Origin of the sequence: Amycolatopsis sp. NPDC001319 (assembly GCF_042896185.1) — a bacterium.
In the GTDB taxonomy this organism is placed as follows: Bacteria; Actinomycetota; Actinomycetes; order Mycobacteriales; family Pseudonocardiaceae; genus Amycolatopsis.
This window is the reverse complement of record NZ_JBIAWY010000008.1, coordinates 402249-427232: the sequence shown is the minus strand read 5'-3', so window position 1 is coordinate 427232 and position 24984 is coordinate 402249. Positions and strand designations below refer to the sequence as shown.

The 24984-nt window shown below is 72.0% G+C and carries 21 protein-coding genes; 9 read left to right on the top strand and 12 right to left on the bottom strand.

From position 1 onward, the window contains the following. Window positions 1–113 precede the first annotated feature (113 nt). Complete coding sequence (locus ACFY1H_RS30755; protein WP_386952071.1) at window positions 114–770, bottom strand: GntR family transcriptional regulator; 657 nt, start codon at window positions 768–770, stop codon at window positions 114–116. 136 nt (window positions 771–906) lie between these two features. Between ACFY1H_RS30755 and ACFY1H_RS30750 the strand changes: the two genes are divergently transcribed. Then, a complete protein-coding gene (locus ACFY1H_RS30750) occupies window positions 907–1803 on the top strand; it encodes an oxaloacetate decarboxylase (RefSeq protein WP_386952068.1) in 897 nt (298 codons plus the stop codon). Here ACFY1H_RS30750 and ACFY1H_RS30745 read toward each other — a convergent pair whose 3' ends face one another. Then, window positions 1804–2433 (bottom strand): class I SAM-dependent methyltransferase, encoded by a 630-nt coding sequence (locus ACFY1H_RS30745; RefSeq protein WP_386952066.1) that lies wholly within the window; start codon window positions 2431–2433, stop codon window positions 1804–1806. Between the two features lie 138 nt (window positions 2434–2571). Between ACFY1H_RS30745 and ACFY1H_RS30740 the strand changes: the two genes are divergently transcribed. Next, entirely contained in the window at window positions 2572–3423 is an 852-nt protein-coding gene (locus tag ACFY1H_RS30740; protein WP_386952063.1) for a GNAT family N-acetyltransferase, read from the top strand. On the opposite strand, the gene ACFY1H_RS30735 is transcribed toward ACFY1H_RS30740, so the two are convergent. From ACFY1H_RS30735 to ACFY1H_RS30720, 4 genes are read right to left on the bottom strand one after another with little or no spacing between them, the layout of a single operon-like run. Beyond that, window positions 3420–4106 (bottom strand): GntR family transcriptional regulator, encoded by a 687-nt coding sequence (locus tag ACFY1H_RS30735; protein WP_366585475.1) that lies wholly within the window; start codon window positions 4104–4106, stop codon window positions 3420–3422. The genes ACFY1H_RS30740 and ACFY1H_RS30735 overlap by 4 nt on opposite strands. Then, window positions 4103–4999, bottom strand: coding sequence for an ornithine cyclodeaminase family protein (locus tag ACFY1H_RS30730; RefSeq protein WP_386952060.1), 897 nt, complete (start codon window positions 4997–4999; stop codon window positions 4103–4105). The genes ACFY1H_RS30735 and ACFY1H_RS30730 overlap by 4 nt, the downstream gene beginning before the upstream one ends. Beyond that, window positions 4996–5997 (bottom strand): proline racemase family protein, encoded by a 1002-nt coding sequence (locus ACFY1H_RS30725; protein WP_386952058.1) that lies wholly within the window; start codon window positions 5995–5997, stop codon window positions 4996–4998. Before ACFY1H_RS30725 ends, ACFY1H_RS30730 begins: the two co-directional genes overlap by 4 nt. A gap of 3 nt (window positions 5998–6000) precedes the next feature. Next, entirely contained in the window at window positions 6001–6909 is a 909-nt protein-coding gene (locus ACFY1H_RS30720; protein ID WP_386952055.1) for a dihydrodipicolinate synthase family protein, read from the bottom strand. A 135-nt stretch (window positions 6910–7044) separates the two neighbouring features. Here ACFY1H_RS30720 and ACFY1H_RS30715 point away from each other — a divergent pair, with 135 nt between their 5' ends. The 4 genes from ACFY1H_RS30715 to ACFY1H_RS30700 all read left to right on the top strand — a co-directional run bounded on the left by ACFY1H_RS30715 (window position 7045) and on the right by ACFY1H_RS30700 (window position 11687). Further along, on the top strand, window positions 7045–8451 hold the full coding sequence (locus ACFY1H_RS30715; protein WP_366585467.1) for an MFS transporter: 1407 nt from the start codon (window positions 7045–7047) through the stop codon (window positions 8449–8451). A 28-nt stretch (window positions 8452–8479) separates the two neighbouring features. Beyond that, on the top strand, window positions 8480–9706 hold the full coding sequence (locus tag ACFY1H_RS30710) for an amidohydrolase family protein (protein ID WP_366585465.1): 1227 nt from the start codon (window positions 8480–8482) through the stop codon (window positions 9704–9706). 144 nt (window positions 9707–9850) lie between these two features. After that, the gene (locus tag ACFY1H_RS30705) at window positions 9851–10831 is read left to right on the top strand and encodes a zinc-binding alcohol dehydrogenase family protein (RefSeq protein WP_386952051.1); all 981 of its coding nucleotides are present in this window, start codon (window positions 9851–9853) and stop codon (window positions 10829–10831) included. A gap of 10 nt (window positions 10832–10841) precedes the next feature. Beyond that, window positions 10842–11687 (top strand): helix-turn-helix domain-containing protein, encoded by an 846-nt coding sequence (locus ACFY1H_RS30700; protein WP_386952048.1) that lies wholly within the window; start codon window positions 10842–10844, stop codon window positions 11685–11687. 18 nt (window positions 11688–11705) lie between these two features. Here ACFY1H_RS30700 and ACFY1H_RS30695 read toward each other — a convergent pair whose 3' ends face one another. From ACFY1H_RS30695 to ACFY1H_RS30670, 6 genes are all read right to left on the bottom strand, one after another. Further along, window positions 11706–12128: an aconitase X swivel domain-containing protein gene (locus ACFY1H_RS30695; protein ID WP_386952045.1), complete on the bottom strand. Its 423-nt coding sequence runs from the start codon at window positions 12126–12128 to the stop codon at window positions 11706–11708. Further along, window positions 12116–13381 carry an aconitase X gene (locus tag ACFY1H_RS30690; RefSeq protein ID WP_386952042.1) on the bottom strand — a complete coding sequence of 422 codons (1266 nt, stop codon included), beginning with the start codon at window positions 13379–13381 and terminating at the stop codon, window positions 12116–12118. Before ACFY1H_RS30690 ends, ACFY1H_RS30695 begins: the two co-directional genes overlap by 13 nt. Next, window positions 13374–14753: an FAD-dependent oxidoreductase gene (locus ACFY1H_RS30685; RefSeq protein ID WP_386952040.1), complete on the bottom strand. Its 1380-nt coding sequence runs from the start codon at window positions 14751–14753 to the stop codon at window positions 13374–13376. Before ACFY1H_RS30685 ends, ACFY1H_RS30690 begins: the two co-directional genes overlap by 8 nt. Beyond that, on the bottom strand, window positions 14737–15015 hold the full coding sequence (locus ACFY1H_RS30680; RefSeq protein ID WP_386952037.1) for a (2Fe-2S)-binding protein: 279 nt from the start codon (window positions 15013–15015) through the stop codon (window positions 14737–14739). The genes ACFY1H_RS30685 and ACFY1H_RS30680 overlap by 17 nt, the downstream gene beginning before the upstream one ends. Continuing rightward, window positions 15012–16175, bottom strand: coding sequence for an NAD(P)/FAD-dependent oxidoreductase (locus ACFY1H_RS30675; RefSeq protein WP_386952034.1), 1164 nt, complete (start codon window positions 16173–16175; stop codon window positions 15012–15014). Before ACFY1H_RS30675 ends, ACFY1H_RS30680 begins: the two co-directional genes overlap by 4 nt. Window positions 16176–16307: 132 nt before the next feature. Continuing rightward, window positions 16308–20360 (bottom strand): carboxypeptidase regulatory-like domain-containing protein, encoded by a 4053-nt coding sequence (locus tag ACFY1H_RS30670; RefSeq protein WP_386952031.1) that lies wholly within the window; start codon window positions 20358–20360, stop codon window positions 16308–16310. Between the two features lie 265 nt (window positions 20361–20625). Between ACFY1H_RS30670 and ACFY1H_RS30665 the strand changes: the two genes are divergently transcribed. Genes ACFY1H_RS30665 through ACFY1H_RS30655 form a run of 3 tightly spaced genes read left to right on the top strand, consistent with a single transcriptional unit; the run spans window position 20626 to window position 24873 of the window. Next, the gene (locus ACFY1H_RS30665) at window positions 20626–22956 is read left to right on the top strand and encodes a glycoside hydrolase family 2 protein (RefSeq protein WP_386952029.1); all 2331 of its coding nucleotides are present in this window, start codon (window positions 20626–20628) and stop codon (window positions 22954–22956) included. Window positions 22957–23011: 55 nt separating this feature from the next. Next, window positions 23012–23656, top strand: coding sequence for a GntR family transcriptional regulator (locus tag ACFY1H_RS30660; protein WP_366585445.1), 645 nt, complete (start codon window positions 23012–23014; stop codon window positions 23654–23656). Beyond that, window positions 23653–24873, top strand: a complete 1221-nt coding sequence (locus ACFY1H_RS30655; protein WP_366585443.1) for an MFS transporter — start codon at window positions 23653–23655, stop codon at window positions 24871–24873. The genes ACFY1H_RS30660 and ACFY1H_RS30655 overlap by 4 nt, the downstream gene beginning before the upstream one ends. Window positions 24874–24984: the final 111 nt, after the last annotated feature.

Sequence of the window (24984 nt, the reverse complement as noted above, 5' to 3'; positions counted from 1 at the left end):
GTGTTGTCTGGTTCGCACCGTTACGGCGCGGGCGTTACGTCCGGCTACCACAGCGCGAGATCGCGCCGGCGTTTCGACTGGACGGTGCGATCGGCCCCGGCCGATCCGACCGTTCAGTCGAGACGCCGGCTTCCCGGCGATCTCGCACGCCCCGGCGAAGCCGGGGCCAACATTGCAGCGCGGGCGTTGCGGATGTGGGCGGTCATGGTGGCCCGCGCCCAGTCGGAGTCACCGGCGCGGAGGGCGGCGACGATCTCGACGTGGTGCGCGAGGCTGCGCCGCAGGGACTGTTCGTCGTAGGTGTGGAAGTTGCGCAGCACGATCGGCGCGTGGATGGCGCTCGCGAGCGCGCCGGCCAGGGCCGGGTGGCGGGCGAGCTCCACGAGCTTGGCGTGGAAGTCGCGGTTCATCGGCACGAGCGCGTCGAGGTCCTGTCCCGGTCCGGGGCAGCCGACCTCGACCATGCGCGCGGCGAGCTCGTCGAGCGCGGCCAGGTCGGCCTCGGTCGCGTGGGGCACGGCGAGCGCCGTGAGCTGGGGTTCCAGCAGCGTGCGCAGCTCGAAGACGCCTTCCAGCTCGGCGACGGTCCACCGGCTGACCCGCGCCCCGCGATTGGGGACGATCTCCACGAGGCCCTCGGCCGCGAGGCGGGTCAGCGCCTCGCGCACCGGGGTCCGGCTCACGCCGAGCCGGACGGCCAGCTCGACCTCGCCGAGCCGGGCGCCCGCCGGGAACTCGCCCTTCAGGATCAGCTCGCGCAGTGCGTCCACCGCGCGTCCCGATGAAGTCGCCGCCTGTGTCACCCGTCACCCCGTCTCGAAGATTGTGTGCAATCTAGGCCGGAGTCTTGTCCGCCGCAAGGCGTGCGGCGTAGTTTTGCTCTGGATGTATACAAGGAGGAATTCCGTGGGAAATCTGCTCGGTACCGTCGGAACCCCGCGCAAGCGCCTGCGCGAGCTGCTGGCCGCGGGCCCGCCGCTGGTCGCGCCCGGGGCGTACGACGCGCTTTCGGCCCGGCTGGTGGAGCAGGCCGGGTTCGACGTCGTGTACATGACGGGCTTCGGCACCACCGCGTCGCTCATCGGGCGCCCGGACGTGGGCCTGCTCTCCGCCGCGGAGATGATCGACAACGCGACGCGCATCGTCTCGGCCGTCGACGTGCCGGTGATCGCCGACGCCGACACCGGCTACGGCAACGCGATCAACGTGGTGCGCACCGTGCGGGCGTACGAACAGGCCGGCGTCGCGGCGATCCACCTCGAAGACCAGGTGATGCCGAAGAAGTGCGGCCACATGTCAGGCAAGGCCGTGATCTCGCGCGAGGAGATGGTCGGCAAGATCGCCGCGGCCGCCGCCGCGCGGCGCGACCCGGACTTCGTGCTCATCGCCCGCACGGACGCCGCCGCCGTCCACGGCCTCGACGACGCGCTCGGCCGCGCCAAGGCCTACGCCGACGCGGGCGCCGACGTGCTGTTCGTGGAAGCGCCGACGAGCGAGGAGAGCATCGAACGCGTGGCCACCGAGCTGCGCGGCGTCGCGCCCCTGGTGTTCAACTGGGCCGAAGGCGGCCGGACCCCGCCGCTGCCGCTGTCGCGTATCACGGACCTGGGTTTTTCACTCGTGCTCTACCCGATCGGCACCCTGCTCGCCGCGACGGCCGGGATCCGCTCCCTGCTGGACGTCATCCGCCGCGACGGCACGCCCACGGCCGCCCTGCCGGGCGTGCCGACGTTCGACGAGTTCACGACGCTCATCGGGCTGCCCGAGGTGAACGAGCTTTCGCAGCGGTTTTCCGGGGAGTGATCAGGGTTTCCGTGCGGTGATCAGGAAGTGCTCTTCCGGCTCCGCGCCGGGCTTGCCGGGCTCGAAGACCTCCGACCGCGTCCCGGTCACCTCGAGCCCGGTGGCCCGGACCCGGCTTTCGAGATCACCGGCCGCGAAACTGGTGAGACGCACGGCGTGGCCGAGGAACTCGAGCGGCACGTCTTCGATGTCCTTCGGCACGGTGATGAGCGAGAACCGTCCGCCCGGCTTCAGCCACCCCGCGATCTTGCCCAGCACGGACTCCGTTTCCGCGCGAGTCATCTGCAGGAACGGGAAGAACGCGCACACCGCGTCCCCGCTCTCGGGTTCGGACTCCCACTCCCGCACGTCCACGTGCCGGAACTCCGCGGCCGGCACCTGCTCCCGCGCGATCCGGACCATCTCGCCCGACACGTCAAGCCCCGTGACCCGGTGCCCGGCTTTCGCCAGGTCCTCGGCGACCGGCCGGCCGGTGCCACTGCCGACGTCGAGCACCCGCGCCCCCGGCGGCAGCACCGCGACCAGCTCCCGCACCGCCACTTCGACCACCGGCGGCCGGCCGAAGGCCTCCTCGTACCCGGCTCCGATGGCGTCGAACAGCTCCTGCGCCGTGGCGGCTTCCTCGCCCATTCCCGGACTCCCCTCGTTCGGGAATCCACTTTCGCACAACGCCGCCGCGAATTCCGCCAGCCAGCTCGCTTCGGAACCGGCTATTGTCGGCCGCCGCGAACGACGCCAAAACCAGGCAGGGTGATGGGAAGGAGCCCAATGGAACGGTTGATTCGCCACCACCTGAGCGAGACGGATGTCCGGCCCGGCTCGACGCTCCGGCCGATCGTGCGGTTGGAGCTGGATCGGCACGGCGACATCGTGGCCGGAGTGACGCTCGGGCGGGCGGAGGTGTTCGAGCGGCAGCCGTTGGCGTACACCTTGGCCCGGTGGTCCTTCCCGGCCGGCGACACCGCCACGGGGGCCGTCGTGCTCTCCGCGGGCGCGGATCCCGCTCTGCGTTGCGCGCCGCTGTATCTCGACATCAACGACTCGGTCCACGAGGACGCCGACGACCGATGCACGATCGCACGAGACACCGGCTTCGAGCTGGCCGTCGAAAGGCATCGTCTCGCGTGGGTCGATACTGGGCAACCGTTGATCGTGTCTCACGACCTCAGGTTTCGGACTCTGGCCGAAGTCGGCCGTGAGCGGGTGGCCGAGGTGATGGCGAGCGCCGCGACAACCACTCTCGACCGCAGCGATCGCCGCGGCTTGACCCGGCAGGCCCCACGAGACTGGGCCGACAGTTTTCTCCGTCAGGACGTGCAGCCCGCCGACGAGAAGTCCTGGCTACTCGCCGAGTCACCGGAGGGCGAGTCAGCCGGAGTTGTCGGAATCAGCGCCGCAGGCGACTCCGCCGTACTCTGTTATCTCTCTGTGGCGTACGAGCATCGCGGTCGCGGGCTGGGTGAGCAGCTTGCCTACGCGGGTTACCGAGCGGCTCGCGAACGCGGTCTGGCCACGGTTCATGCGTACGTGGACGCCATGAACCGTCCCATGATCGCGGCGCTCGAGCGGAGTGGCGCCAAAGCCGAGGAATGGCACCGGCGGTTGTTCGTCCGGCCCTAGTGCCTCGGTTCCTCCGCCCAGATTCCCCGCACGTGCCGGATGTGGCGGGTCATCAGGGCCTCCGCGCCGGCGGCGTCGCGGGCTTCGATGAGGTCCAGGAGTTCCGCGTGTTCGTGGGAGGAGGGGATGAGCTCGTCGCGGTCGGCGAGGCCGCGGAGGCCGTAGATGCGGGAGCGGGAGCGCAGGGAGCGGACGGTCTCGACGAGGTGGGGGTTGCCCGCCTGTTCGAGCAGGCGCAGGTGGAACTGCATGTCCGTGGCGACGTGGGCGATGAGATCGTGCGCGGCGGCCGCGTGTTCGATGCCGGTGGCCAGCGGGCGCAGCTCGGCGATCACGGCGGGGTCGACGCCGGTCTCGGCGAGGCGGCGGACGGTGGGCACCTCGATGAGGGCGCGCAGCTCGCTGAGGTCGTCGAGGTCCTTTTCGGACGGTTCGGTGACGCGGAAACCCTTGTTGCGCACCGTGTCGATCAAGCCCTCTTTGACGAGGTCGAGCATGGCCTCGCGCACGGGTGTCGCGGAGACGCCGAACTGCGTGGCGAGGCTGGGCGCCGAGTACACAACGCCGGGGCGCAGCTCGCCGGAGATGACGGCGGCGCGCAGCGTCTGCGTGATCTGGTCGCGCAGGTTCCGCTGCACGCCGAAGGTGGGGAGCGTCAGCGTGAGGTGCTCCTGGCTGGTCAACGTGACTCTCCCCGGGCGGCCTCGTAGGTGGTGGCGGCGACCACCAGATCCTCCCACGCCATTCCCACACTCTTGAACAGCCGGGGCCCCGACCCGGGCAGCGCCGCCCCGCGGACCACATCGGACAGCGGCACCAGCGCGTCCGGCGCCAGTGCTCCTTCGGAAACCGCCAGCACGACGTCGCCGGCCTCGCGCAGGGCGGTGTCGACCGCTTCGACGACCACCGTCGCACGGCCCATCAACGCGGCGTCGATCTCACGCACGTGCGGTTCGTGCGAACCGACCGCCACCACCGTCGCCCCGTCCGGAACCAGGGCGCCGTCGAACAACGGCGTCGACGAAGTCGTGCAGCACACCACCAGGTCGGCCGAAGCCACGTCCGCCGCAGTGCCGACGCGCGCGCCCTGAGCCGCCGCGAAAGCCGCGGTACGCGCGGCCGAACGCCCCACCACGACGACGTCGCGCACCGGCCGGACCTGCCGCAGCGCTTCGAGGTGGCTCGCCGCCTGCGGGCCGGTCCCGAACACCACCAGCCGCGACGCGTCCGGCGCCGCCAGGCAGTCCACGGCCAGGGCCGACACCGCCGCCGTGCGCACGGACGTCACCGCCACCCCGTCGAGCAGGGCCAGCGGCGTCAACGTCGCGCCGTCCAGCAGCAGGTACTCGCCCTGGATCCGCGGCAGGTCACGCGCCGGGTTCCCGGGCGCGACCGTCGCCACCTTCACCCCGGCGAACGCACCCCAGAACGCCGGCATCAGCAGGAACTGCCCGCTCGGCACCGGAACGACCGCGCGCGCCGGATCCGCCGAAGGGTCGAGACCGTCGGCCAGCGCTGCCCGCAGCGCAGCGATCGCCGCGGGTATCGACGGCCGCGCGGCCAGGACCTCGATCACAGTTCGAACCCCGCCGGGAACGGGTCGTCGGGGTCGAGGAAGTACTGCGCCGTGCCGGTCAGCCACGCGCGGCCGGTGATGGTCGGGATCACGGCCGGCAGCGAAGCCACCGTCGTCTCCTCCACCAGCCGGCCGATGAAGTGCGTGCCGATGAACGACTCGTTGCGGAAGTCGGTGTGCAGCGCCAGCTCGCCGTGGGCGTGCAGCTGCGCCATCCGCGCGCTCGTGCCGGTGCCGCACGGCGAACGGTCGAACCAGCCCGGGTGGATCGCCATGGCGTGGCGCGAGACCCGCGCGTCGGAACCCGGCGCGGCGAGGTACACGTGGTGGCAGCCCGAAATCGCGGGGTTCTCCGGGTGCACAGGGAGGTCCTGGACGTTGATCGCGTCCATGATGGACAATCCCGCGTCGAGCAGCTTCTGCTTTTCCGCGCGGTCGAAGGGAAGCCCGAGCTCCTCGAGCTCCACGATCGCGTAGAAGTTGCCACCGAAGGCCAGGTCGTAGCGCACCTGGCCGAGCCCCGGCACGGCCACCTTGCGGTCGAGCCCGACCGAGAACGAGGGCACGTTGCGGATCGTCACCGACCGCGCGGCGCCGTCCTGCACCGCGACCTCCGCGACGACGAGCCCGGCCGGGGTGTCGAGCCGGATCGTGGTGACCGGCTCGACGACCTCGACCATGCCCGTCTCGACCAGTACCGTCGCGACGCCGATGGTGCCGTGCCCGCACATCGGCAGGCAGCCCGACACCTCGATGAACAGCACGCCCCAGTCGGCGTCCGGGCGCGTCGGCGGCTGCAGGATCGCGCCGCTCATCGCCGAATGCCCGCGCGGCTCGTTCATCAGCAGCTGCCGGAGGTGGTCGAGGTGCTCGACGAAGTACTGCCGGCGCTCGAACATCGTGGCACCCGGCACGACGCCGACCCCACCCGTGATCACCCGGGTCGGCATGCCCTCGGTGTGGGAGTCGACCGCGTGGAACAGCCGCTTGGCGCGCATGGTCTAGGAAAGCCCTTCCTCGAGCGCTCGTTCGGTGGCCTGGCGGACGGCCTTCTCCTGCTCGGGCGTGAGCGGCACCCGCGGCGGACGGCAGGGCCCGCCGTAGCGGCCCGCGATGTCCATGCTCAGCTTGATCGCCTGCACGAACTCCGTGAGCGAATCCCAGCGCAGCAACGGGTGCAGCAGCCGGTAGAGCGGCACGGCCTTCTTCAGGTCGCCGGCCGACGCCGCGGCCCACAGCTCGCTGGTGGCCTTCGGGAACGCGTTGGGGTAGCCCGCGACCCAGCCGGGCGCGCCGGCGGTCGCCAGCTCCAGCAGCACGTCGTCGGCACCGCACAGCACGTCGAGCTCCGGCGCGAGCTCGGCGATCCGGTACGGCCGGCGCACGTCGCCCGAGAACTCCTTCACACCGACGATCAGGCCCTCGGCGTGCAGCTCGGCCAGCAGCTCCGGCACGAGGTCGACTTTGGTGTCGAAGGGATTGTTGTACGCGACGATCGGCACACCCGCCTTCGCGACCTCGCGGTAGTGCTCGACCACCGCGCGCTCGTCGGCCCGGTAGGAGTTGGGCGGCAGCAGCATCACGGCGGAGCAGCCCGCCTCGGCCGCGCTTTCGGCCCAGCGCCGTGCTTCCGTCGCGCCGTACGCGGCGACGCCCGGCATCACCGTGAAGCCCTCGGGCGCCGCTTCGACCGCGGTGCGGACCACGCGCGTGCGCTCTTCGACGCTCAGCGTCTGGTACTCCCCCAGCGAACCGTTGGGCGTGACGCCGTCACAACCGCTCTCGGCCAGCCACGCGACGTGCTCGGCGTACGCGTCGAAATCGACGGTCAGCGCACCCGGCTCGGTCTCCCGCAAGGGAAGTGCGGCCGCCACCAGCACGCCGTGCCATGGCTTTTCGCGCCCGGTCATGAAACCTCCACGAAATCGATGTTACTCAGAGCCGTGCTCCCGAGCCGAACGTGTAAACGCTCGGAAATTCATCGTGCCATGTGTCATGTGACATTGTACAGTGTCCTGACCTCGTCCCCCATCGTGGGAGGCTCCATGTCAGAAACGACCGGCGCGCCCCCGAAGCTCACTTCGCACGTGCTGGCGGCCCGGCTCGAACGCCTGCCGATCTCCCGGTTCCACTACAAGCTGCTCTTCGCGGGCGGCCTCGGGTACACCTTCGACGCGATGGACGGCGCGATCGTCGCCTTCATCCTCCCCTCCGTCACCGCCGAATGGGGCCTGTCCAGCGGAGCCACCGGCATCCTGGGCAGCAGCCTGCTGATCGGCTTCCTCTTCGGCGCGTTCGGCGCCGGGGTGCTCGGCGACAGGATCGGCCGGCGCGCGGTCATGGTCAGCGCGCTGATCCTCTACGCGGCCGCGAGCCTCGTCGCGGCCGTCGCGCCGAACTTCGCAGTGTTGTTCGTCGCGCGCGTCGTGGCGGGCATGGGCACCGGCGCGGAGAGCGCGATCATCGCGCCCTACCTGTCGGAGTTCGTGCCCTCGCGCGTGCGCGGGCGCTACATCGGTTCCCTGGCCGGGTTCTTCGCGTTCGGCTACGTGTTCGCGAGCCTGCTCGGCTACTTCGTGGTCAGCGACGTACCGCACGGCTGGCGCTGGGTCCAGGTGCTCACGGCGGTGCCGATCGTGATGCTGCTGTGGTGGCGCCGCTCGCTGCCGGAGTCGCCGCGGTTCCTGCACGTCCACGGCCGCGTCGCCGAGGCCGAGCTGGTGGTCGCCGACATCGAGCGCCAGGTCGGCGCCCGCGTCGGCCCGCTGCCGGCCCCACAACCGTCCACACAGGACGAAGAGGTGCAGGTGTCCTCGGGCACGATCCTGTCGAACCTGCGCGCACTGGTGTCGTCCGGGCTGCGCAAGACCACGATCACGTCGTGGGTCTACTGGTTCGTCGCCATCTTCACCTACTACGGCTTCTTCACCTGGATCCCGTCGCTGCTGGTGAAGCAGGGCTTCGACATCTCGAAGAGCTTCCTGTTCTCCATCGTCATCTACCTCGCGCAGATCCCCGGCTACTACTCGGCCGCATTCGTGAGCGAACGGATCGAGCGCAAGTGGACGATCGTGATCTACCTGGCGGGCGGCGCGCTCGGCGCGTTGGGGCTGGCGTTCGCGGGCAACAGCACGCAGATCCTGGTCTGGGGCATCGTGCTGTCGTTCTTCATGAACGGCAACGCGGCGCTCGAGTACTCCTACACGTCCGAGATCTACCCGACGATGATCCGCACCACCGGCCTCGGCGTCGCGTCGGCGGTCGGGCGGATCGGCGGCATCATCGCGCCGATCGTGATCGGTTTCTCCTACAGCAACGTCGGGTTCGGCGGCGTGTTCACCATGCTGCTGGTCCTGCTCGTGATCGGTGCCGGGGTGGTGGCCGTGTTCGGCCAGCGCACCACCGGCCGCTCGCTCGAGACGATCGGACAGGAGACGATCGGACGTGGCTGAACCCGACGAACCCTCTGGAGGTGCCCGCATGCCCGCCGACCTCAGCGTCCGGCACGTCAGCGTTGTGGATCCCGAGTCCGAGCAGGTGACCGGCGACCAGGTCGTCCGCATCACCGGCGGGCGGATCACGGCGATCGAAGCCGATCCCGGTGGTCCGGCCGGGGACGGCGAGCTGGACGGCACGGGGTTGTTCGCCGTGCCGGGGCTCATCGACTGCCACGTGCACGTGAACGCCGTGAGCGCGGCGCTCGGCACGGTCGCGGACGAGTCGCCCGCGTACGTGGCCGCGCAGGCGTCGCACCTGCTGAAGGACATGCTGGCCCGCGGCTTCACGAGCGTCCGCGACGTCGGGGGCGCCGACTTCGGCATCGCCGCCGCCGTGGCCGAAGGCCTGTTCACGGGGCCGCGGATCTTCTTCGGCGGCAAGGCGCTTTCGCAGACCGGCGGGCACGGCGACCTGCGGCCGGCCGGGCGCGACGTGCACGACCAGCACTACGCGATCCCCGTGCTCGGCCGCGTGTGCGACGGCGTGGACGAAGTGCGCCGCGCCGCCCGCGACGAGATCCGCCGCGGCGCGCACCACCTCAAGATCATGCTGTCCGGCGGCTGCGCGAGCCCCACGGACCGCGTGGACTCCCTGCAGTTCTCCGACGAGGAGGTGACCGCGATCGTCGAGGAGGCGGCCGCGGCGAACCTCTACACGGCGGGCCACGCCTACACCGCCGACGCCGTGAACCGCGGGCTGCGCCTCGGCGTCCGCACGATCGAACACGGCAACCTCCTCGACGCGACGTCGATCGACCTGTTCCTCGCGCACGACGCGTTCTACGTGCCCACGCTGATCACCTACCAGGCCTTGCTGGAGCAGAGCCGCGAGCTGGGTTTCACGGCCGAGCAGTACGAAAAGGTCGTGCGGGTGACGGAAAACGGCTACCAGGCGTTGCAGCTCGCCGACGCCGCCGGCGTCCGCATCGCCTACGGCAGCGACCTGCTGGGCGCGATGCAGGCGCGGCAGTCGGAGGAGTTCTCGTTGCGCGCCAAGGTGCAGAAGCCGGCCGCGGTGCTGCGCTCGGCCACCACGGTCGCCGCCGAACTGCTGCGGCAGGTGGGCACGGTGGGCACGCTCGCACCCGGCGCCCGGGGTGACGTCGTGCTCGCACGGGCGAACCCGCTGGCGGACCTCGACGTGCTGGCGAATCCGGCGACCGGGCTCGCGGCCGTGGTGCAGGACGGGGTGGTGCGCGTGCGGCGGTGACGACGCTGTTCCGGCCTGGTCCGGACCGGGCCGTGGAATTCCGGGCCAGAGGGGGCCTGACAGGTCCCCTCTGGGCGCCGGATCGGGCCTCGCGCGTCGTTAGCCTCGGTCGTGGATCGCAGCCGCACCAGGAGGAACGCACCCATGAAGGCCATGTTCATCACCGCGTACGGCGACCCCGGCGTCATCGAGCCGGCCGAGGTCCCCGAGCCCGTCCCGGGGCCTGGGGAACTCAGTATCACCGTGTCCCACTCGGCCGTCGGGCTGGTCGATGCGATCATCCGCCGCGGCGAACTGGCCGACTACGACTACGCGCCACGACCGCCGGTGGTGCCAGGGCTCGAGGTGGCGGGCAACGTGCGCGCCGTGGGCCCGGGCGTCGACCGGTTCGCCGTCGGCGACGAGGTGGCGACGCTGACCCTGCCGCGGATGGGCGGATACGCGGAGGTCACCGTCGCGCCCGCCGACCTGGTGGTGCCGCTTGCGGGCACGGGTGTGAGCCGCGAACAGGCCGTCGCAGGGTTCGCGAACGCGGTTACTGCGTACCTGTCCCTCACCGAGGCGGTGCGCCCGCCGGACGGCGGCAAGGTGCTGGTGCACGGCGCGCTCGGCGGACTGTCGTCGGTCTACCCCGAGGTGGCGCGGCTGCTCGGGGCGAACGAGGTGGTCGGCACCGTGCGCCGGGCCGGGCAAATCGACGCGGCGCTCGCGCTCGGGTTCGACCGGGTGGTCCTCTCCGGTGAGTTCACCGAGGCGCTGGGAGACGAGCGGTTCACCGTGATCGTCGATCCGGTGGGCGGCGACGTGCGGCGGGCCTCGGTCGGCCTGCTCGCACCGATGGGCCGGCTGCTCGCGGTCGGCAACGCGGGCGGCGAGCACGGCGCAGCGCTCGACTCGAACGCGGTGTGGGGCGGCAACATCGGCGTCGTCGGGTTCAACGTGGGCGGCTACCTGGCCGCCGGCACCTCACCGGCCGTGCCTGCGGCGCGGGCGGTGCTGCCGCTGTTCACCGAGGGGAAGATCAGCCTGCCCGTGACGACGCTGCCGTTCGCCGAGGCCCGCGAAGCGCACCGGCGGATCGACGCCCGGGAGGTAAGCGGGCGGCTGGTTCTCGCTTCGCTCTAGGCTCGGGCGCATGGAGCGGGACGACGAGCTGAGCAAGTTCCTGCGCTCGCGCCGCGCCCGGGTCACCCCGGCCGAGGCCGGGCTGGGTCCGGGTGCCGGCGTTCGCCGCGTCCCCGGCCTGCGGCGCGAGGAGGTCGCGCGCCTGGCCGGGGTGAACGTGGACTACTACGTGCGGCTGGAGCGCGGCCGCCGGATCAACCCGTCCGATTCGGTGCTCGACGCGGTGGCCCGCGCGCTGCGGCTGAACGCCACGGAGCGGGCGCACCTGTTCGCGCTGGTGCGCCCCGGGGGCACTCGCCCGGTGCGGCGCTCGGTTCCGCCCCAGCGGGTGCGGCCGTCGGTGCACCGGATCCTCGATGCCCACGAGCCGCTCCCGGCGATGGTCCTCGGCCGCCGGATGGACGTGCTCGCCGCGAACCGACCGGCCCGCGCGCTGTACACGGACTGGGAAGCCCTGCCCGGACCGTCACGCAACATGGTGCGGTTCCTTTTCACCGACCCGGCGGCGCGCAGCGTGCTGGTCGACTGGGCGGGCAGCGCGACCGAGGCCGTCGCGCACCTGCGCCTCTACCAGGGCCGGTACCCCGCCGACCCGCTGCTGGCGGACCTGATCAGGGACCTGTCGGCCGCGAGCGAGGACTTCCGCGGCCGGTGGGCCGACCACGACGTGCACCAGCACACCTACGGAGCCAAGAGCTTCGACCATCCGGTGGCGGGCCGGTTCACCCTGGCGTACGAACTGCTCGGCGTTCTGGACGACGCGGACCAGTTCCTCACGCTCTACACAGCGGAACCGGGCTCGGCGTCGGAAGCCGCGGTGCGTCACCTCCGCACGGCGTCCACCACGGATGCCTGAACGCGTTGGGCCCAGCCGTCAGCCGAGCCGGATCGTCGCGGTTTCCGGACCCGCGCTGACTTCCACCGGGCCACGGGAAGCCGCGAGCCGGGCGTAGTCGGGCCGGGTGAGTACCACGATCGGCAGCCGCAGGTCGTACAGCTCGGCCGCGACCCAGGCGCCGAGCATGAGGATGGCGTCGGGTTCGGTGAGCACGAGAGCGGCGGGCGCGGTGCCGCTGCGGATCTGCTCGGCCAGGACCGACGACGAGGAGCTGGAGCCGCGCGCCTGCGGCAGCACCAGAACGCGACCGGTGAGCGTGGCGCCGCGCTGGGGGTGGTGTTCGTCGACGATGCGGCCGGACAGGTCGGTGCCGCCCCAGAACGACAGCGGCGCGTCGAGCACGAGTGGTTCCCCCGTCGCTTCGCCGGGGAACACGGTGCGGCCGGTCAGCTCGCCCACAGCGCCTCGTCCCGCACGATCCGGCCGGCCCGCGCGGACGCGACGCATTCGGCCAGCGAACCCAGCGCCACGTCGACACCGATGTTGCCAGGCGCGTACCAGGCCCACTTGCCGGAGTTCGTCATCGCCGTGCGCAGGCCGGCGTCGAGGATCGGCGTGAGGTAGGTGCAGGTGTCGACGACGATCCGCGCCCCGGCGGAGCGCACGGTTTCCGCGTAACCGAGCCGGTCGGCCTCCGCGAGCACGGCGCGGCTCGTGGTCACGTAGGCGCTCACGGAGTGGTGGAACGGCCCGCCGTCGGCGAGTAGTGCGGCCAGGCGCTCGAACTCCGTGAGCGAGAAGTGCGGTGTGCCCAGGCAGAGCGCGTCGAGGTCCGGGCCGTGGGCCGTGGTCAGCTCGTCGCGCAGGGCGCGCACCTGGTCCGCGTCCACCACGTGCGTCACGAGGTCCGGCGACGCGACGGCCGCGAGCTCGGGCGCCTCCGGAGTCACGCCGACGGCGTGGAACAGCCCCACTCCCCCGCTCGACGCGGCGGCGGCACCGAAGGCCTTCAGCTGGTCCTCCGTCACGGTCGCGGGCACGCCCGTCAGCACCGGCACCCCGCTGCCCGCGAGCCGGCCCGCGAGGTGGCCGAGCACGCCCCACGCCGCGTCCTCGCCGAGCAATCGCCGGGACAGGCCCGCGCAGTCGAGCCGGATCGTCGCGCGACGGTCGGCGTCGCGGTGCAGGCCCGCGTCGGGCACGCGGCCCGTGATGGCGGCGCCGATGTCGAGGAAGTCGCCGTAGCGGTCGGTGCGGGCACCGAGCACGGAGTTGGCGAACACGATCGCGTTGGACTCCGCCCACGCCACGTGCGTGCCGAACGCCGGCCGGTGCGTGAGCTGGTACGGCGCGCAGGTCCACGTCGGCTTGCAGCCCAGCGCGGTGTACCCCGCCATCAGGCGGCGCGCGTTGGCGGTCGTTTCGGCATCGGCGTGCACGAGGTCGGGGTGGCGCAGGTCGAGGGAGCCGACGTTGAGCGTGGTCGGCACGGCGACGCGGCCGCCGAGCGCGCCCAGGCGTTCGACGAAGTCCAGGCCGGCCTGTCCGTGGTAGAGGCAGCCGTCGACGTGGGCGGACTCGACCGTCAGCAGCCGGGTGGCGCCCCGGACACGCGCGAGTGCGACGACCATGCGCAGGCACAGTTCCGCCGCCGCACCGTACTCGCCGGCGAGCATGGCTTCGTCCTCTTCGGACAGTTGGAGGTCAGCCACGCGCGAGGTCCCCGAGCGTCACGGGCTGCGCGATCGGCCGGGACGCGACGCCGGCGAGGTCGGCAGCCGTCGGTTCACGGCCGCATTCGGCGGCGACGAGGCACGCGGTCGCGTAGCCGCACACGCGGCCCTGGCACAGGCCCATTCCCGGGCGGGCGAGCAGCTTCACCGTCCGCGCGTCCGTGGCGCCCAGGTCCTTGACCGCGCTGCGAACAGTGCCGACGGACACCTCCTCACACCGGCAGATCTGCGTCTCGGCGTCGAGCCACGTCTGCCAGCCGGAGCGCACGGGGTGGGCGGCGTGCATCGCGTTCGCGAAGGCGCGCAACGACTTCCGCTGCCGCAGCAACCGCGCGACGGTGTCCCGGTTCGGCTCGGCTCCGACCGTGGTGAGTGCCGCGTGCAGGCCGGCCAGCTCACCCTCCACCAGCGACAGCGCGGAACCGCCGACGCCGCAGACCTCACCGGCGAGGTACACGCCGGGGGTGGTGGCGCGCTGCCGGTCGTCGGCCACGGCGACGAGACTGCCGTCCGCGCCGAGGCGGGTTTCGCAGCCGAGCTGTACCGGCAGCTCCAGCTGGGGCGTGAAGCCGTAGCCGACGGCGACGGTGTCACACGCGACCGTCCGTTCACTGCCCGGCACGATCCGCCACTGCCGATCGAGCGACGCGACCGTCACGCTCTCGACCTCGTCGGTGCCGTGCGCGGCGACGACCGCGGTGCGCGTGCGGTACGGAACCCGTTGGCGCATCAGCGTTTTCAGGTAACCGGCGCCTTCGGCGAGCTTGCCGGCGTTGGCCAGCACGGCCAGCGGCGAGCGCGCGAACCCGGCGGGCGAACCGGCCTCGAACACCCCCGCCACCTCGGCACCCGACTCGACCAGCCCGGCGGCGACGGGCAGCAGGAACGGCCCCGTCCCCGCCACCACGACCCGGTGCCCCGCGCGCACGCCATGGCCTTTGAGCAGCGCCTGCACGCCACCGGCGGTGTAGACGCCCGGCAGCGTCCAGCCGGGGAACGGCACCTGCCGGTCGTAGGCGCCCGCCGCCACGATCACCGTGCGGCAGGTGATCTCGCCGCGGTCGGTGTGCACCGTGAAGCCGCCGTCGGTGCGCTCGACGTGCCAGATCGCGTGCCGCGTCCGGACGTCCACTCGGGACAGTCCCGCCCGCAGCCGCACGAGCGTCGGCCAATCGTGGTGGCCCACGCCGTCGTCACCTTCGCGGTGACGCCAGAACTGCCCGCCCACGCGCGCGCCGGCGTCGATCAACGTCACCCGCGCCCCGGCCGACGCGGCCGTCACCGCGGCGGCGAGCCCGGCCGGGCCGGCCCCCAGCACCGCGATCTCCGCCGCTTCAGGAGGAAAGCTCACCACGGCCCGCTCCTTCCTGCGGCTCGACGACGTCACCCGGCAGTACCTCGGTCAGGCACGCGCGCCGGCCGGGTTTGCCGTTCACCACGACCAGGCAGTCGAAACACACGCCGATCCCGCAGAACACCCCGCGGGGCGCGCCTTCGCGGCGCGTCGTGCGCCACGACCGGTGGCCTGCGGCGATCAACGCGGCGCCCACGCTCTGCCCGGCTTCCGCCACGATCTCCTGGCCCCGGAAGGAAAACTTCACGCGCTCGCTCACGCGACCTCCTCGAACCGGTCCGCCCGGAACGGCATCAAGTCCAGCTCCGGCCGTACCCCCGTGGCCACCTGCGCGATCAGGTGTCCCGTGGCCGCGGCCAGCCCGATGCCCGCCCCTTCGTGACCACACGCGTGCAGCAGCCCCGGCAGCCGCGGGTCCTCGCCGATGACCGGGAGGTGGTCCGGGCAGTACGGCCGGAAGCCGAGGTAGCTGCGCAGCAGGGAAACGTCGGCCAGGAACGGGAAAACCCCGATCGCCTGGGCCGCCAGCTTGCGCACCACGGGCAGCGAGAACTGCCGGTCGAACCCGACGCGTTCGCGGCTGGCGCCGATGAGCACCGTGCCGGCCTGCGTGCCTTCGACGACCACGGACGTTTCGAGTCCGGCATCGCCGCTGGAGACGTTGGCGACGTAGTCGGCGGTGTAGACCTTGTGCCGGATCACGCGCGGCAGCGGCTCGGTGACCAGCACGAACCCGCGCCGCGGCAGCACCGGGATCGGCGCGCCCGCGAGCTTCGAGACTTCGCCGCCCCACGTGCCCGCGGCGTTGACCACCCACGGCGCGGAGAACTCGCCGGCCGACGTGCGCACCCCGCCGACCGCACCGTCGGCGCGCCGCCGGAACGCCCGTACCTCCACGCCCGTGTGCAGCTCCGCCCCGAGCCGAACCGCTTGGCGCAGCAGCGAAGCGGCCGCGAGCATCGGCTGCACCTGCTTGTCCTGCGGGTAATACGCGCCGGAAGCGATGTCCGGCGTCAGGTTCGGCTCCAGCTCGGCGACCTCGGCCGGCGTCAGGTCGTCGACTTCGACGCCGCGCGCGCGTTGCTCGGCCGCCAGCTCCGCCAGGCCCCGGGCGGCGTCCGCGGACTGCGCCACGACCACGCCGCCCTTGTGCTCCAGCTCCAGCGAAGCGGGGCCGAACTCCTCCCCCAGCCGCGCCCACAGCCGGATCGACAGCAGCGCCAAGTCGAGCTCCGGCCCGAGCTCCTTGTCCGACACGAGGATGTTGCCCTCGCCCCCGCTTGTCGTCCCGCCGGCGACGCCGCCGCGGTCGACCACCGCAACGTGCAGGCCCGCGGCCGCGCAGTAGTACGCGCACGCCGCCCCGACCACTCCGGCGCCCACGACGACCACGTCGGGGGACCTTCCCGTCGCCACCATGGCCAGTAGTATGTCACATTGCACAACCTCGGGACGTGCGGTTCCCCACACCCGCCACCCCCACCGCACCCCATGCGGCGTTCGGTGCGGTCAGTGCACCGAACGCCGCGTGGGGGCGCTGGAAGCCCGGGCTCAGCAGCCGGCCGGTTTGAGGACGAAGTCCGCCGTCGCCGGCTGTCCCTTGACCAGTTTGACGGTGCGCGTCTGGGGCTGCCAGCCGTCGCGGGCCGCGATCAGCGTGAGCGGGTTGTTGCGGCGGTCGAGCCACAGTGTGTAGTGGCCCGCGGCGTCGGTCCGGAGCGTGTAGCTCGCCGTCCAGCTGTCGACCTGCACGGTCACCGCGGCGAGCGGTCCCGCCGTCGCGCCGCAGCGCGCGCCGGTGACGGTGCCGGTCAGCTTGCTCCACGTGGCCGGCGGCTTCACCGTGAACGACACGGGGATCGCCGCCACCGCCTTCGGCACCTGCGCCCCGACGACGAGCTGCGCCGTGTACGTGCCCGGCTGCGTGATCGCCGCGACGCTCGCGTCCAGCGTCACCGTGAACGTCGCCGTCTTGCCCGGCGCGATCGTGGTCACCGCGGGCGTGGCCGACAGCCACGGGATCGACACGTACTCCCCGCATTCGCCGTAGCCCGGCAGCAGCAGGTCGTGGCTGGTCGGGTTGAAGCTCGCGTTCGCCGAGCCGCCGATGCGGTAGAAGCCGCAGGTGCTGCCGCCGCGGAACAGCGTCTCGTTCGAGTTCGGCAGCGCCGACCACTGGTTGGCCGCCGGGTCGTACGCGTAGCCGGCGTTGGTGAGCTCACCGTCGGCGATGCCACCAGAGAGCAGCAACTGTCCATTCGCGACGGTCGAGGCCGAGCCCCACATCTGCACCGGCAGGTCGGCGACGCGCGACCACGTGCCCTTCTCGACGTCGAGCTTGTACGCGGTCTTCAGGTTGTCCAGGCCGCTGACGCCACCGGCGCAGTAGATCGAGCCGGCGATGGTGCCGCAGTTGGTCCAGCCGATCGGCGCGGGCAGCGCCGGGCCCGCCGACCACTTGTCCACGGCCGGGTCGTAGACCTGCACCCGCGTGACGCCGCAGTTGCCGCCGTCGCAGCCGCCGACCGTGTAGATCCGGCCGCCGGCCACGGCGACGCCCATCGCGGACGTGGCCGTGGGCATCGGCGCGCCCGTGGTCCACGTGTCGGTGACGGTGTCGTAGATGTCGGTGTTCGTCACCGGGATGCTGCCGTCGGCCCAGCCGCCGGTCACGTAGATCTTGGTACCGACGGCCGCCACCGCCGGGGTTTCCCGCGGCGTCGCGAGGTCGGCGATCGGGGACCACGCGAGCGTGCCCGGGTCGTAGACGAAGTTCTTGGTCGTCAGCTCCGCGCCGTTGAGGCCGGTGAAGGAGTAGACCTTCCCGTTCACGCTCGCCACGCCGTTGTCCATGATCTTCGTCGGATAGTCGGCCACGGTCTGCCACGCGTCGCCCGCCGCCAGCGTCTCTGCCGGCGCCGCCTGCTTCACGTGGCCCAGCAACGGTCCCGTGCTGAAGTCGCCCTTGATCCGCTGCAGCGGCGCCGACTGCGCCACGGCCGGGGTGAACGCGCCGGACGACGGGTTCAGCCGCACGTCCACCGGTGCCGTGCCGGTGTTGCGCACCTTGACGTTCGCGGTCGCCGTTCCTTGCCACGCCACGGTTTTGGTCACCGCGCCGGTGGTCACCTCGAGCTGGCCGGCGTCGAGCAGGAAGTCGGCCAGGGTCACGGCGTCGGGTGCGACCACGGTCTTCTGCGTGCCCGGCACGAAGTTCGTCGCCGACGCGGTGACGGGGTGGCTGCCGGTGACGCTGGAGAAGAACCAGTACGAGCCGTCGGCCTGCGTCGTCGCGCCCTCGCCGGGCCGGTCGACGCTGTCCACCGAGGCCCCGCCGAGCGCGGCTCCGGTCACGTGGTCGTGCACCGTGCCGGTGACGAGCCCGCCGGGCACGACGTCGCACGCGTGGTCGCCGATCAGCACGTCGTCGACCTGCCACCAGAAGCCGAACAGCTGGTCGCGGTAGTGGAAGCGCACCTGCACGGCCTTCTGGCCCGCCGCGCCCGGCAGCGGCACGACCTGCGTCGACGGCCCCGCCAGAGTGTCGCTGCCGTGCTGCCACACGGTGGTCCAGGTGGCGCCGCCGTCGGTCGTGAAGTCCACGGCCGCCTGCTGGCCCTGCGTGCCCTGGTAGTCGGACGCGAACCGCACGGTCGGGTTCGCCGTGCCGCTCAGGTCGACGACGGGGCTGACCAGCGCCGTGTCCTGGTCGCCGCCGATCGAGTTGCTGTCCACGGTGGCGAACGCGCCGCTACCGCCGGTGTAGTTGTCGCGGCCGCCCGGGTTGTCGAACGCCCACGTGGCCGCGCCGTCGCCGAGGTTGTTCACGACCTGCCACGTCGAGGGCGCCTCGAAGTCCTGCGCGTCGCCGGTGAAGCGGTTGGTGTACCCGGGCGCGCCGCAGGTCACGGGATCGACGGTCACGACGGCGTCGTGCGTGGCGGCTGTGTCGCCGACCGGGACGGACGCGGAGGCCGGCAGGTAACCGGGGTAGTCCGGGTCGACCTGCACGGAGTAGGTCGCGCCCTCGGGCACGGTCATCGAGTACCGCCCGGTGAGCGGATCGGTCTGCACAACCGTGGTCGGCTGCCCGGCGACCTGGACGTGCGCGGCCACCGGCCAGCCGTGGCCGCTGCCGTCGCGCACGGTCCCGCTCAGCTGCACCGACGGCACGGACGCCAGCGTGAAGTCGGCGGTCGCGGTCTTGCCCGCCTCGACGGTCACGCTGCCGACCGTGGTGTCACGGTAGGAGAACTTGCTCGCGGTCACGGCGTAGGTGCCCACCGGAACGCCCAGGGTGTAGTGGCCGTCGGCGTCCACTGTGGTGGCGAGATCACCGGCCTTCACCTGCGCTCCGGCCAGCGGAGCCCCCGCGGAGTCGCGGACCGTGCCGGAGACGAGCCCGGTCGCGCCGGGCGTGAAGGCCGAGATGCCGCGCGGTGTGCCCAGCCCCGTGGGTCCGTCGAAGCCCGGGCCCGCGGTGCAGAGGTACGCCGGGGCGCAGGTGCCGTTGGCGCCTTCGGTGACGTCGTTGAAGGTCGCGCCGGAGCGGTAGGGCAACGCGTTCGGGTAGGTGCCCGCGGCGGGCGCGCCGGCCAGCGCGTAGGCCGCGGCGACGATCGGCGACGACGCGCTCGTGCCGCCCGCGAGGCCCCACGCGCCGTGCACGAACACCGCGACACCGGTCGCGAGGTCCGCGACCGCGGAGACGTCGGCGATGGTCCGGTTGGCACAGCCGGAATCCGTCTGCGCCGGGGGCTTCGGCTCGTACGCGGAACAGCCGCTGCCGGTGCCGGACCACACCGTCTCGCGCCAGCCGCGGGCGTTCGCGTCGCGGTAGAGCGAGGTGCCGCCGACCGACGTCACGTGCGGCGACGCGGCGGGGAACTGCGGGCCGTAGCCGTAGTCGCCGGAGCTGGCGGTGACCACGACGCCGGGGTGGTCGTAGTAGGCCTCGTCGAGGTCGAGCTCGGCCGGGTCCTCGTCGGCGCCGTAGCTGTTGGACACGAACTTCGCGCCCATCGCGACGGCCTGGTTCACCGCGGCGCCCATGTTCGGCACGAGCGAGTCGTCGGCCTCGACGAGCAGGATGTGGCAGCGCGGGCAGACCGCGGAAACCATGTCGAGGTCGAGCATCGTCTCCTGCTGCCAGCCCGCGTTCGGAGCCGGGAAGTCCTGGCCGCCGCGCTGGTCCACGCGTGTGAAGCAGCCATTGGCGACGGTGCACGAGGGCAGGCCGAACTGCGCGCGGTACACGCCCATTTCGGCTTCCGCGTCGGGGGTGTCGTAAGCGTCGACGATCGCGACCGTCATCCCGTCGCCGCCCGTGGCCGTCGGGAGCTCGTACGCACCGGCGAGGTCCGCCGGGCCGTAACCCTGCGGCGCCGCGGCGCGCTGCATCCCGTGCGCGTCGCCGCGGAAGAGCGCGAAGCACGTGACCTCACCGGGTTTCGGCTGTTCGGGGCACGCCTTGCGCCCGACCACCGGCGCCGGGGCCGCAGCGGCGGCCGGCGCGGCTTGGGCGGCCGCGGGCACCACCACGAACGCGACCACCGCCAGGAGGACCGTGAGGAGGATCTTCAGTGCCGCTTTGGCGAACGACATGCGCGTCCCTTTCGCTGACGAACCGGCCTCGGCTGCTCACCCGACGTCGCGGAATTCTGGCAGCGCCGCCCCGGGAACGATCACGCCCGAACGGACAGAAAGCCGGACAGGATCAGGGTTTTCCCGGTGTCCGGGACCTTCGCCCGGCGAAGAGAGCAATGGTTCAGACCATAAGGAGCAGCGCGTTCGCGGTCCCTCGTGGCGGTGGACAACAACGAGACAAGGCAAAATCGCGCGGACGGGCCCGGAGAGAGGACGGCGAGGCATGCGGATGGACCTGACGCGGTGGACGGTGCGGGCGACCGGAGACCTGGGCGAGGTGCCCGCCGAGCTCGTGGAGACGCTGCGCGCCGGGGTACCGGCGACCGTGCCCGGCTCGGTGCACACCGACCTGCTCGCCGCCGGCCTGATCCCCGACCCGTACCTCGACCGCAACGAGGACCTCGTGCAGTGGATCGGGCTCACGGACTGGCGCTACGAGACCGAGTTCGACCGCCCGGCCGCCCCCGGTGCGGCCGCGCTCGCGTTCGACGGCCTCGACACCATCGCCAGGATCGAGCTCAACGGCAACGTGCTCGGCGAGACCGAGAACATGCACCGCTCCTACCGCTTCCCCACCGGTGAGCTGCGGTCCGAGGGCAACGAACTGTCGGTCACCTTCGCCTCCGCCGTGCACTACGCCCGCGCCCGGGCCGAGGCCCACCCGCTGCCGCGCACGAACGACGGCGAGCCGTCGAACTTCATCCGCAAGATGGCCTGCAACTTCGGCTGGGACTGGGGCCCGTCGCTCGTCACCGCCGGTCTCTGGCGCCCGGCACGCCTGGAGGTCACCACGGGCCGCCTCGCGTCGGTCCGCCCGGTGATCACCGTCGACGGCACCGACGGCGTGGTCACGGTCCACACCGAGGTCGAGGGCGAAGGCACCGTGCGCATCCGCGTGGCCGGCGTCGAGGCGACCGGCGACACCGTGCGAGTGCCCTCGCCTGAGCTGTGGTGGCCGCACACGCTCGGCCAGCAGCCGCTGTACCCGCTGGAGGTGACGCTGGAGGCCGCCGACGGCAGCGTGCTCGACACCTGGACCCGCGAGATCGGCTTCCGCACCGTCGCGCTCGACACCACCGACGGCGCGTTCACCCTGTCGGTCAACGGGACGCCGCTGTTCGTCCGCGGCGCCAACTGGATCCCCGACGACTGCTTCCCCCACCGCGTCGACGCGCAGCGCTACGCCCGCCGCATCGAGCAGGCCAAGGACGTGAACATCGACCTGCTGCGCGTGTGGGGCGGCGGGATCTTCGAGAGCGACGAGTTCTACGCCGAGTGCGACCGCGAAGGCGTGCTCGTGTGGCAGGACTTCCTGTTCGCCTGCATGCCGTATCCCGAGGACGTGCTGGCCGAGGAGGTCGAGGCCGAGGCGCGCGAGAACGTCGTCCGGCTCGCACCGCACCCGTCGCTGGTGCTGTGGTGCGGCAACAACGAGAACTACCTCGGCTGGTTCCACTGGGACTGGCAGGAGCGCCTGGCCGGGCAGCCGTGGGGCGCGACGTTCTACGAGAAGCTGCTGCCCGCGGTCGTCGGCGAGCTCGACCCGACGCGGCCGTACGTGCCGGGCAGCCCGTGGGCGCTCTCGCCGGAGCGCGACGCACTGGACCCGGACTACGGCTGCCAGCACGTGTGGGACATGTGGAACGAGCGCGACTACCTCGGCTACCGCGACACCGTGCCGCGGTTCGTGTCGGAGTTCGGCTGGCAGGCACCGCCGACGTTCGCGACGCTCACCGAGGCCGTGCACGACGAGCCGCTCGCTGCCGACTCCCCCGGTGTGCTGCACCACCAGAAAGCCTTCGACGGCAACGGAAAGCTCGCCCGCGGCCTCGCGCCGCACTTCGCCGAGCCGGAGACGTTCGACGACTGGCACTTCCTCAACCAGGTCAACCAGGCGCGCGCGATCCGGCTCGCCGTGGAGCACTACCGCTCGCACGCGCCGCGCTGCATGGGCGCGATCGTGTGGCAGCTCAACGACTGCTGGCCCGTCACGTCGTGGGCCGCGGTCGACGGCGCCGGCCGGCCGAAGCCGCTGTGGTACGCGCTGCGCGAGGTCTACGCCGACGAGCTGCTGACGATCCAGCCGCGCCCCGAAGGCCTCACGATCTTCGCGCTGGGCTTCACCCCGGAGACGGTCGACGTGCGGCGGATGTCGGTGACCGGCGAGGAGCTGGCATCGGCCTCGGTCGCGCCCGGCACCGCGCTGGGCCCCGAGTTCGCGGCCGGCGACCCGGCCCGCGAGTTCCTCGTGGCCGACGCCGGCGACGAGCGCGCGTTCTGGTTCTTCGTCGAGGACAAGGACTTCGCCTATCCCCAGGCCGAGTTCACGCAGTCCGTCACCGGCTTCGACGGCGGCTACGAGGTCACCGTCGTCGCCGACACGCTCATGCGCGACGTCTGCCTGTTCCCCGACCGCCTCGCCGCCGACGCGACCGTGGACTTCGCCCTCGTGACGCTGCTGCCCGGCGAGTCGGCCACGTTCACCGTCGAGACGGAGGCCACGCTCCAGCCGGGCGCGCTGACGTCGGCTCCCGTCCTGCGCTGGATCGAGTGAGCCGCAGGTCACAAGGTCTTAGATACAAGCTTGGACGCATGCTAGCTTCGCCTGTGTGACACCTGCCAAGTACACCGCGCCCGGCGCTGCCGACCGCGCGTACCGGCTCACGAAGGAGCTCGTCCTCACGGGCGAGCTCCCCGGTGGGCACCTGTTCAGCGAAGGGGAGATCGCCGAGCGGCTCGGGGTGAGCCGCACGCCCGTGCGCGAGGCGTTCCTGCGCCTGCAGGTCGAGGGGTTCCTCAACCTGATCCCGAAGCGCGGCGCCGTGGTGGTGCCCGTGCCGCCGGGTGAGGCCGAGGACGTGCTCGACGCGCGGGAGGCCGTGGAGGGCGCGGCCGTGCGCCGCCTCGTGCGCCGGCCCGACCTCATCCCCGACGCGCTGGAGCAGCTGCGCGAGGTGCTCGGCACCCAGCGCGGCCACGCGGACTCCGGCGACCTGCACGGCTTCGCCGAGGCCGACGAGCTGTTCCACCGCACCATCGTCGCGGCGGGCGGCAACGCGTTGCTGCTCGACTTCTACGCCACGCTCGCCGACCGGCAGCGCCGGATGAACGTGCACGCCCTGCGTCCGATCCCGGACGTGCTGCCCGTGGTGCTGCGCGAGCACGAGGACCTGCTCGCCATCATCGAGCGCGCCGACGGCGACGCGTTCGGCCCCGCGCTGCGCGCCCACCTGGACCAGGTGCACCGCCGATGACCGCCACCGCCGAAAGCACCCCGCTCCCCCGTGAAGCCACCGCGCGCCCGGCCTGGTTCGGCGCCGCCGCCGCGGTGTTCGTCGTCGGCTGGGGCGGCAACCAGTTCACGCCGCTCCTGGTGATGTACAAGGAAGCGGGCTACTCCACCTTCACCGTCGACGCGTTGCTGGGCGCGTACGTGGTCGGGCTGGTGCCCGGGCTGTTGCTCTCGGGTGGACTGTCCAATCGCTACGGTCGCCGGCCCGTGATGCTCGCCGGCACCGTGCTGTCGCTGCTCGCCAGCGTGCTGATCGCGCTCGGCCCCGAAGGCGCCGGCTGGATCGCCGCGGGCCGGTTCCTCACCGGCGTCGCGGTGGCGGCCGCGATGGCCGTGGGCTCCACCTGGATCAAGGAGCTCGCCGACGCCGACCCGCGTGGCGCGGCCGACCTCGGCACCCGGCGCGCGGCCCTGTGCCTCACGCTCGGGCTCGGCATCGGGCCCGGTGCCGCCGGCGTGCTCGCGCAGTGGGCACCGTGGCCGATGGTGCTGCCGTTCGCCGTCCACATCGGACTGACGCTGGTGGCCTTGCCGTTCATCCCGCGCAGCCCGGAGACGCTCGGCACCGAAAGCCGCAAGCCGGCGCTGAGCCGGCTGCCCGTGACGACCCGGCACCCGCGGTTCCGCCGGATCATCCTGCCGATGGCGCCGTGGATCTTCGGCTCGTGCGGGGTCGCGTACGCGATCATGCCGCAGCTGGTGCAGGACAAACTCGGTTCGTGGTCACTCGCCTACTCAACGCTGCTGACGGTGTGCGCGATCGGCGCGGGCGTGGGCATCCAGCCGATCGCCAAACGCGTGGACCGGACCACCAGCGCCCGGGCGGTGCTCGTCGGGATGGCCGTGATGTGCACTGGTCTGGTCCTCGCCGCCGTGGCCGCGGACCTGCGGTCACCGTGGCTCGCGCTGGTCACGGCCGTGGTGCTCGGCACCGCGTACGGCATCGTGGTGGTGTCCGGACTGCTGGAGCTGCAACGGCTCGCGCGGCCCGAGGAAATCGCGCAGCTGACCGGGGTCTACTACGCGCTGGCCTACATCGGCTTCCTGCTGCCGTCGCTGCTCGCGGCGCTCAGCGGGTTCGCGAGCTACCCGATGCTGCTCGGCTGCCTGGCCGTGGTGGCGTTCGCGGGGACACTGACCGTTGCCCGAAACTCCCGCAGTCACCTTCCCGTGACCTGAGCGGGAATTCGCTTCACCGACAAATGGGACACCGATTCCGGGCATTCCGGAAATGGTGTCCCATTTGCGTGGATATCTTCACCACTATTGTCGCTTGTGGATCGTCGAGGC

What these genes read in the sequence shown, in the direction of transcription:
- ACFY1H_RS30670 (WP_386952031.1), bottom strand. Translation starts at nt 20,360, where the DNA reads ATGTCGTTCGCCAAAGCGGCACTGAAGATCCTCCTCACGGTCCTCCTG.
- ACFY1H_RS30715 (WP_366585467.1), top strand. Translation starts at nt 7,045, where the DNA reads ATGTCAGAAACGACCGGCGCGCCCCCGAAGCTCACTTCGCACGTGCTG.
- ACFY1H_RS30705 (WP_386952051.1), top strand. Translation starts at nt 9,851, where the DNA reads ATGAAGGCCATGTTCATCACCGCGTACGGCGACCCCGGCGTCATCGAG.
- ACFY1H_RS30740 (WP_386952063.1), top strand. Translation starts at nt 2,572, where the DNA reads ATGGAACGGTTGATTCGCCACCACCTGAGCGAGACGGATGTCCGGCCC.
- ACFY1H_RS30665 (WP_386952029.1), top strand. Translation starts at nt 20,626, where the DNA reads ATGCGGATGGACCTGACGCGGTGGACGGTGCGGGCGACCGGAGACCTG.
- ACFY1H_RS30710 (WP_366585465.1), top strand. Translation starts at nt 8,480, where the DNA reads ATGCCCGCCGACCTCAGCGTCCGGCACGTCAGCGTTGTGGATCCCGAG.
- ACFY1H_RS30675 (WP_386952034.1), bottom strand. Translation starts at nt 16,175, where the DNA reads ATGGTGGCGACGGGAAGGTCCCCCGACGTGGTCGTCGTGGGCGCCGGA.
- ACFY1H_RS30700 (WP_386952048.1), top strand. Translation starts at nt 10,842, where the DNA reads ATGGAGCGGGACGACGAGCTGAGCAAGTTCCTGCGCTCGCGCCGCGCC.
- ACFY1H_RS30655 (WP_366585443.1), top strand. Translation starts at nt 23,653, where the DNA reads ATGACCGCCACCGCCGAAAGCACCCCGCTCCCCCGTGAAGCCACCGCG.
- ACFY1H_RS30725 (WP_386952058.1), bottom strand. Translation starts at nt 5,997, where the DNA reads ATGCGCGCCAAGCGGCTGTTCCACGCGGTCGACTCCCACACCGAGGGC.
- ACFY1H_RS30745 (WP_386952066.1), bottom strand. Translation starts at nt 2,433, where the DNA reads ATGGGCGAGGAAGCCGCCACGGCGCAGGAGCTGTTCGACGCCATCGGA.
- ACFY1H_RS30720 (WP_386952055.1), bottom strand. Translation starts at nt 6,909, where the DNA reads ATGACCGGGCGCGAAAAGCCATGGCACGGCGTGCTGGTGGCGGCCGCA.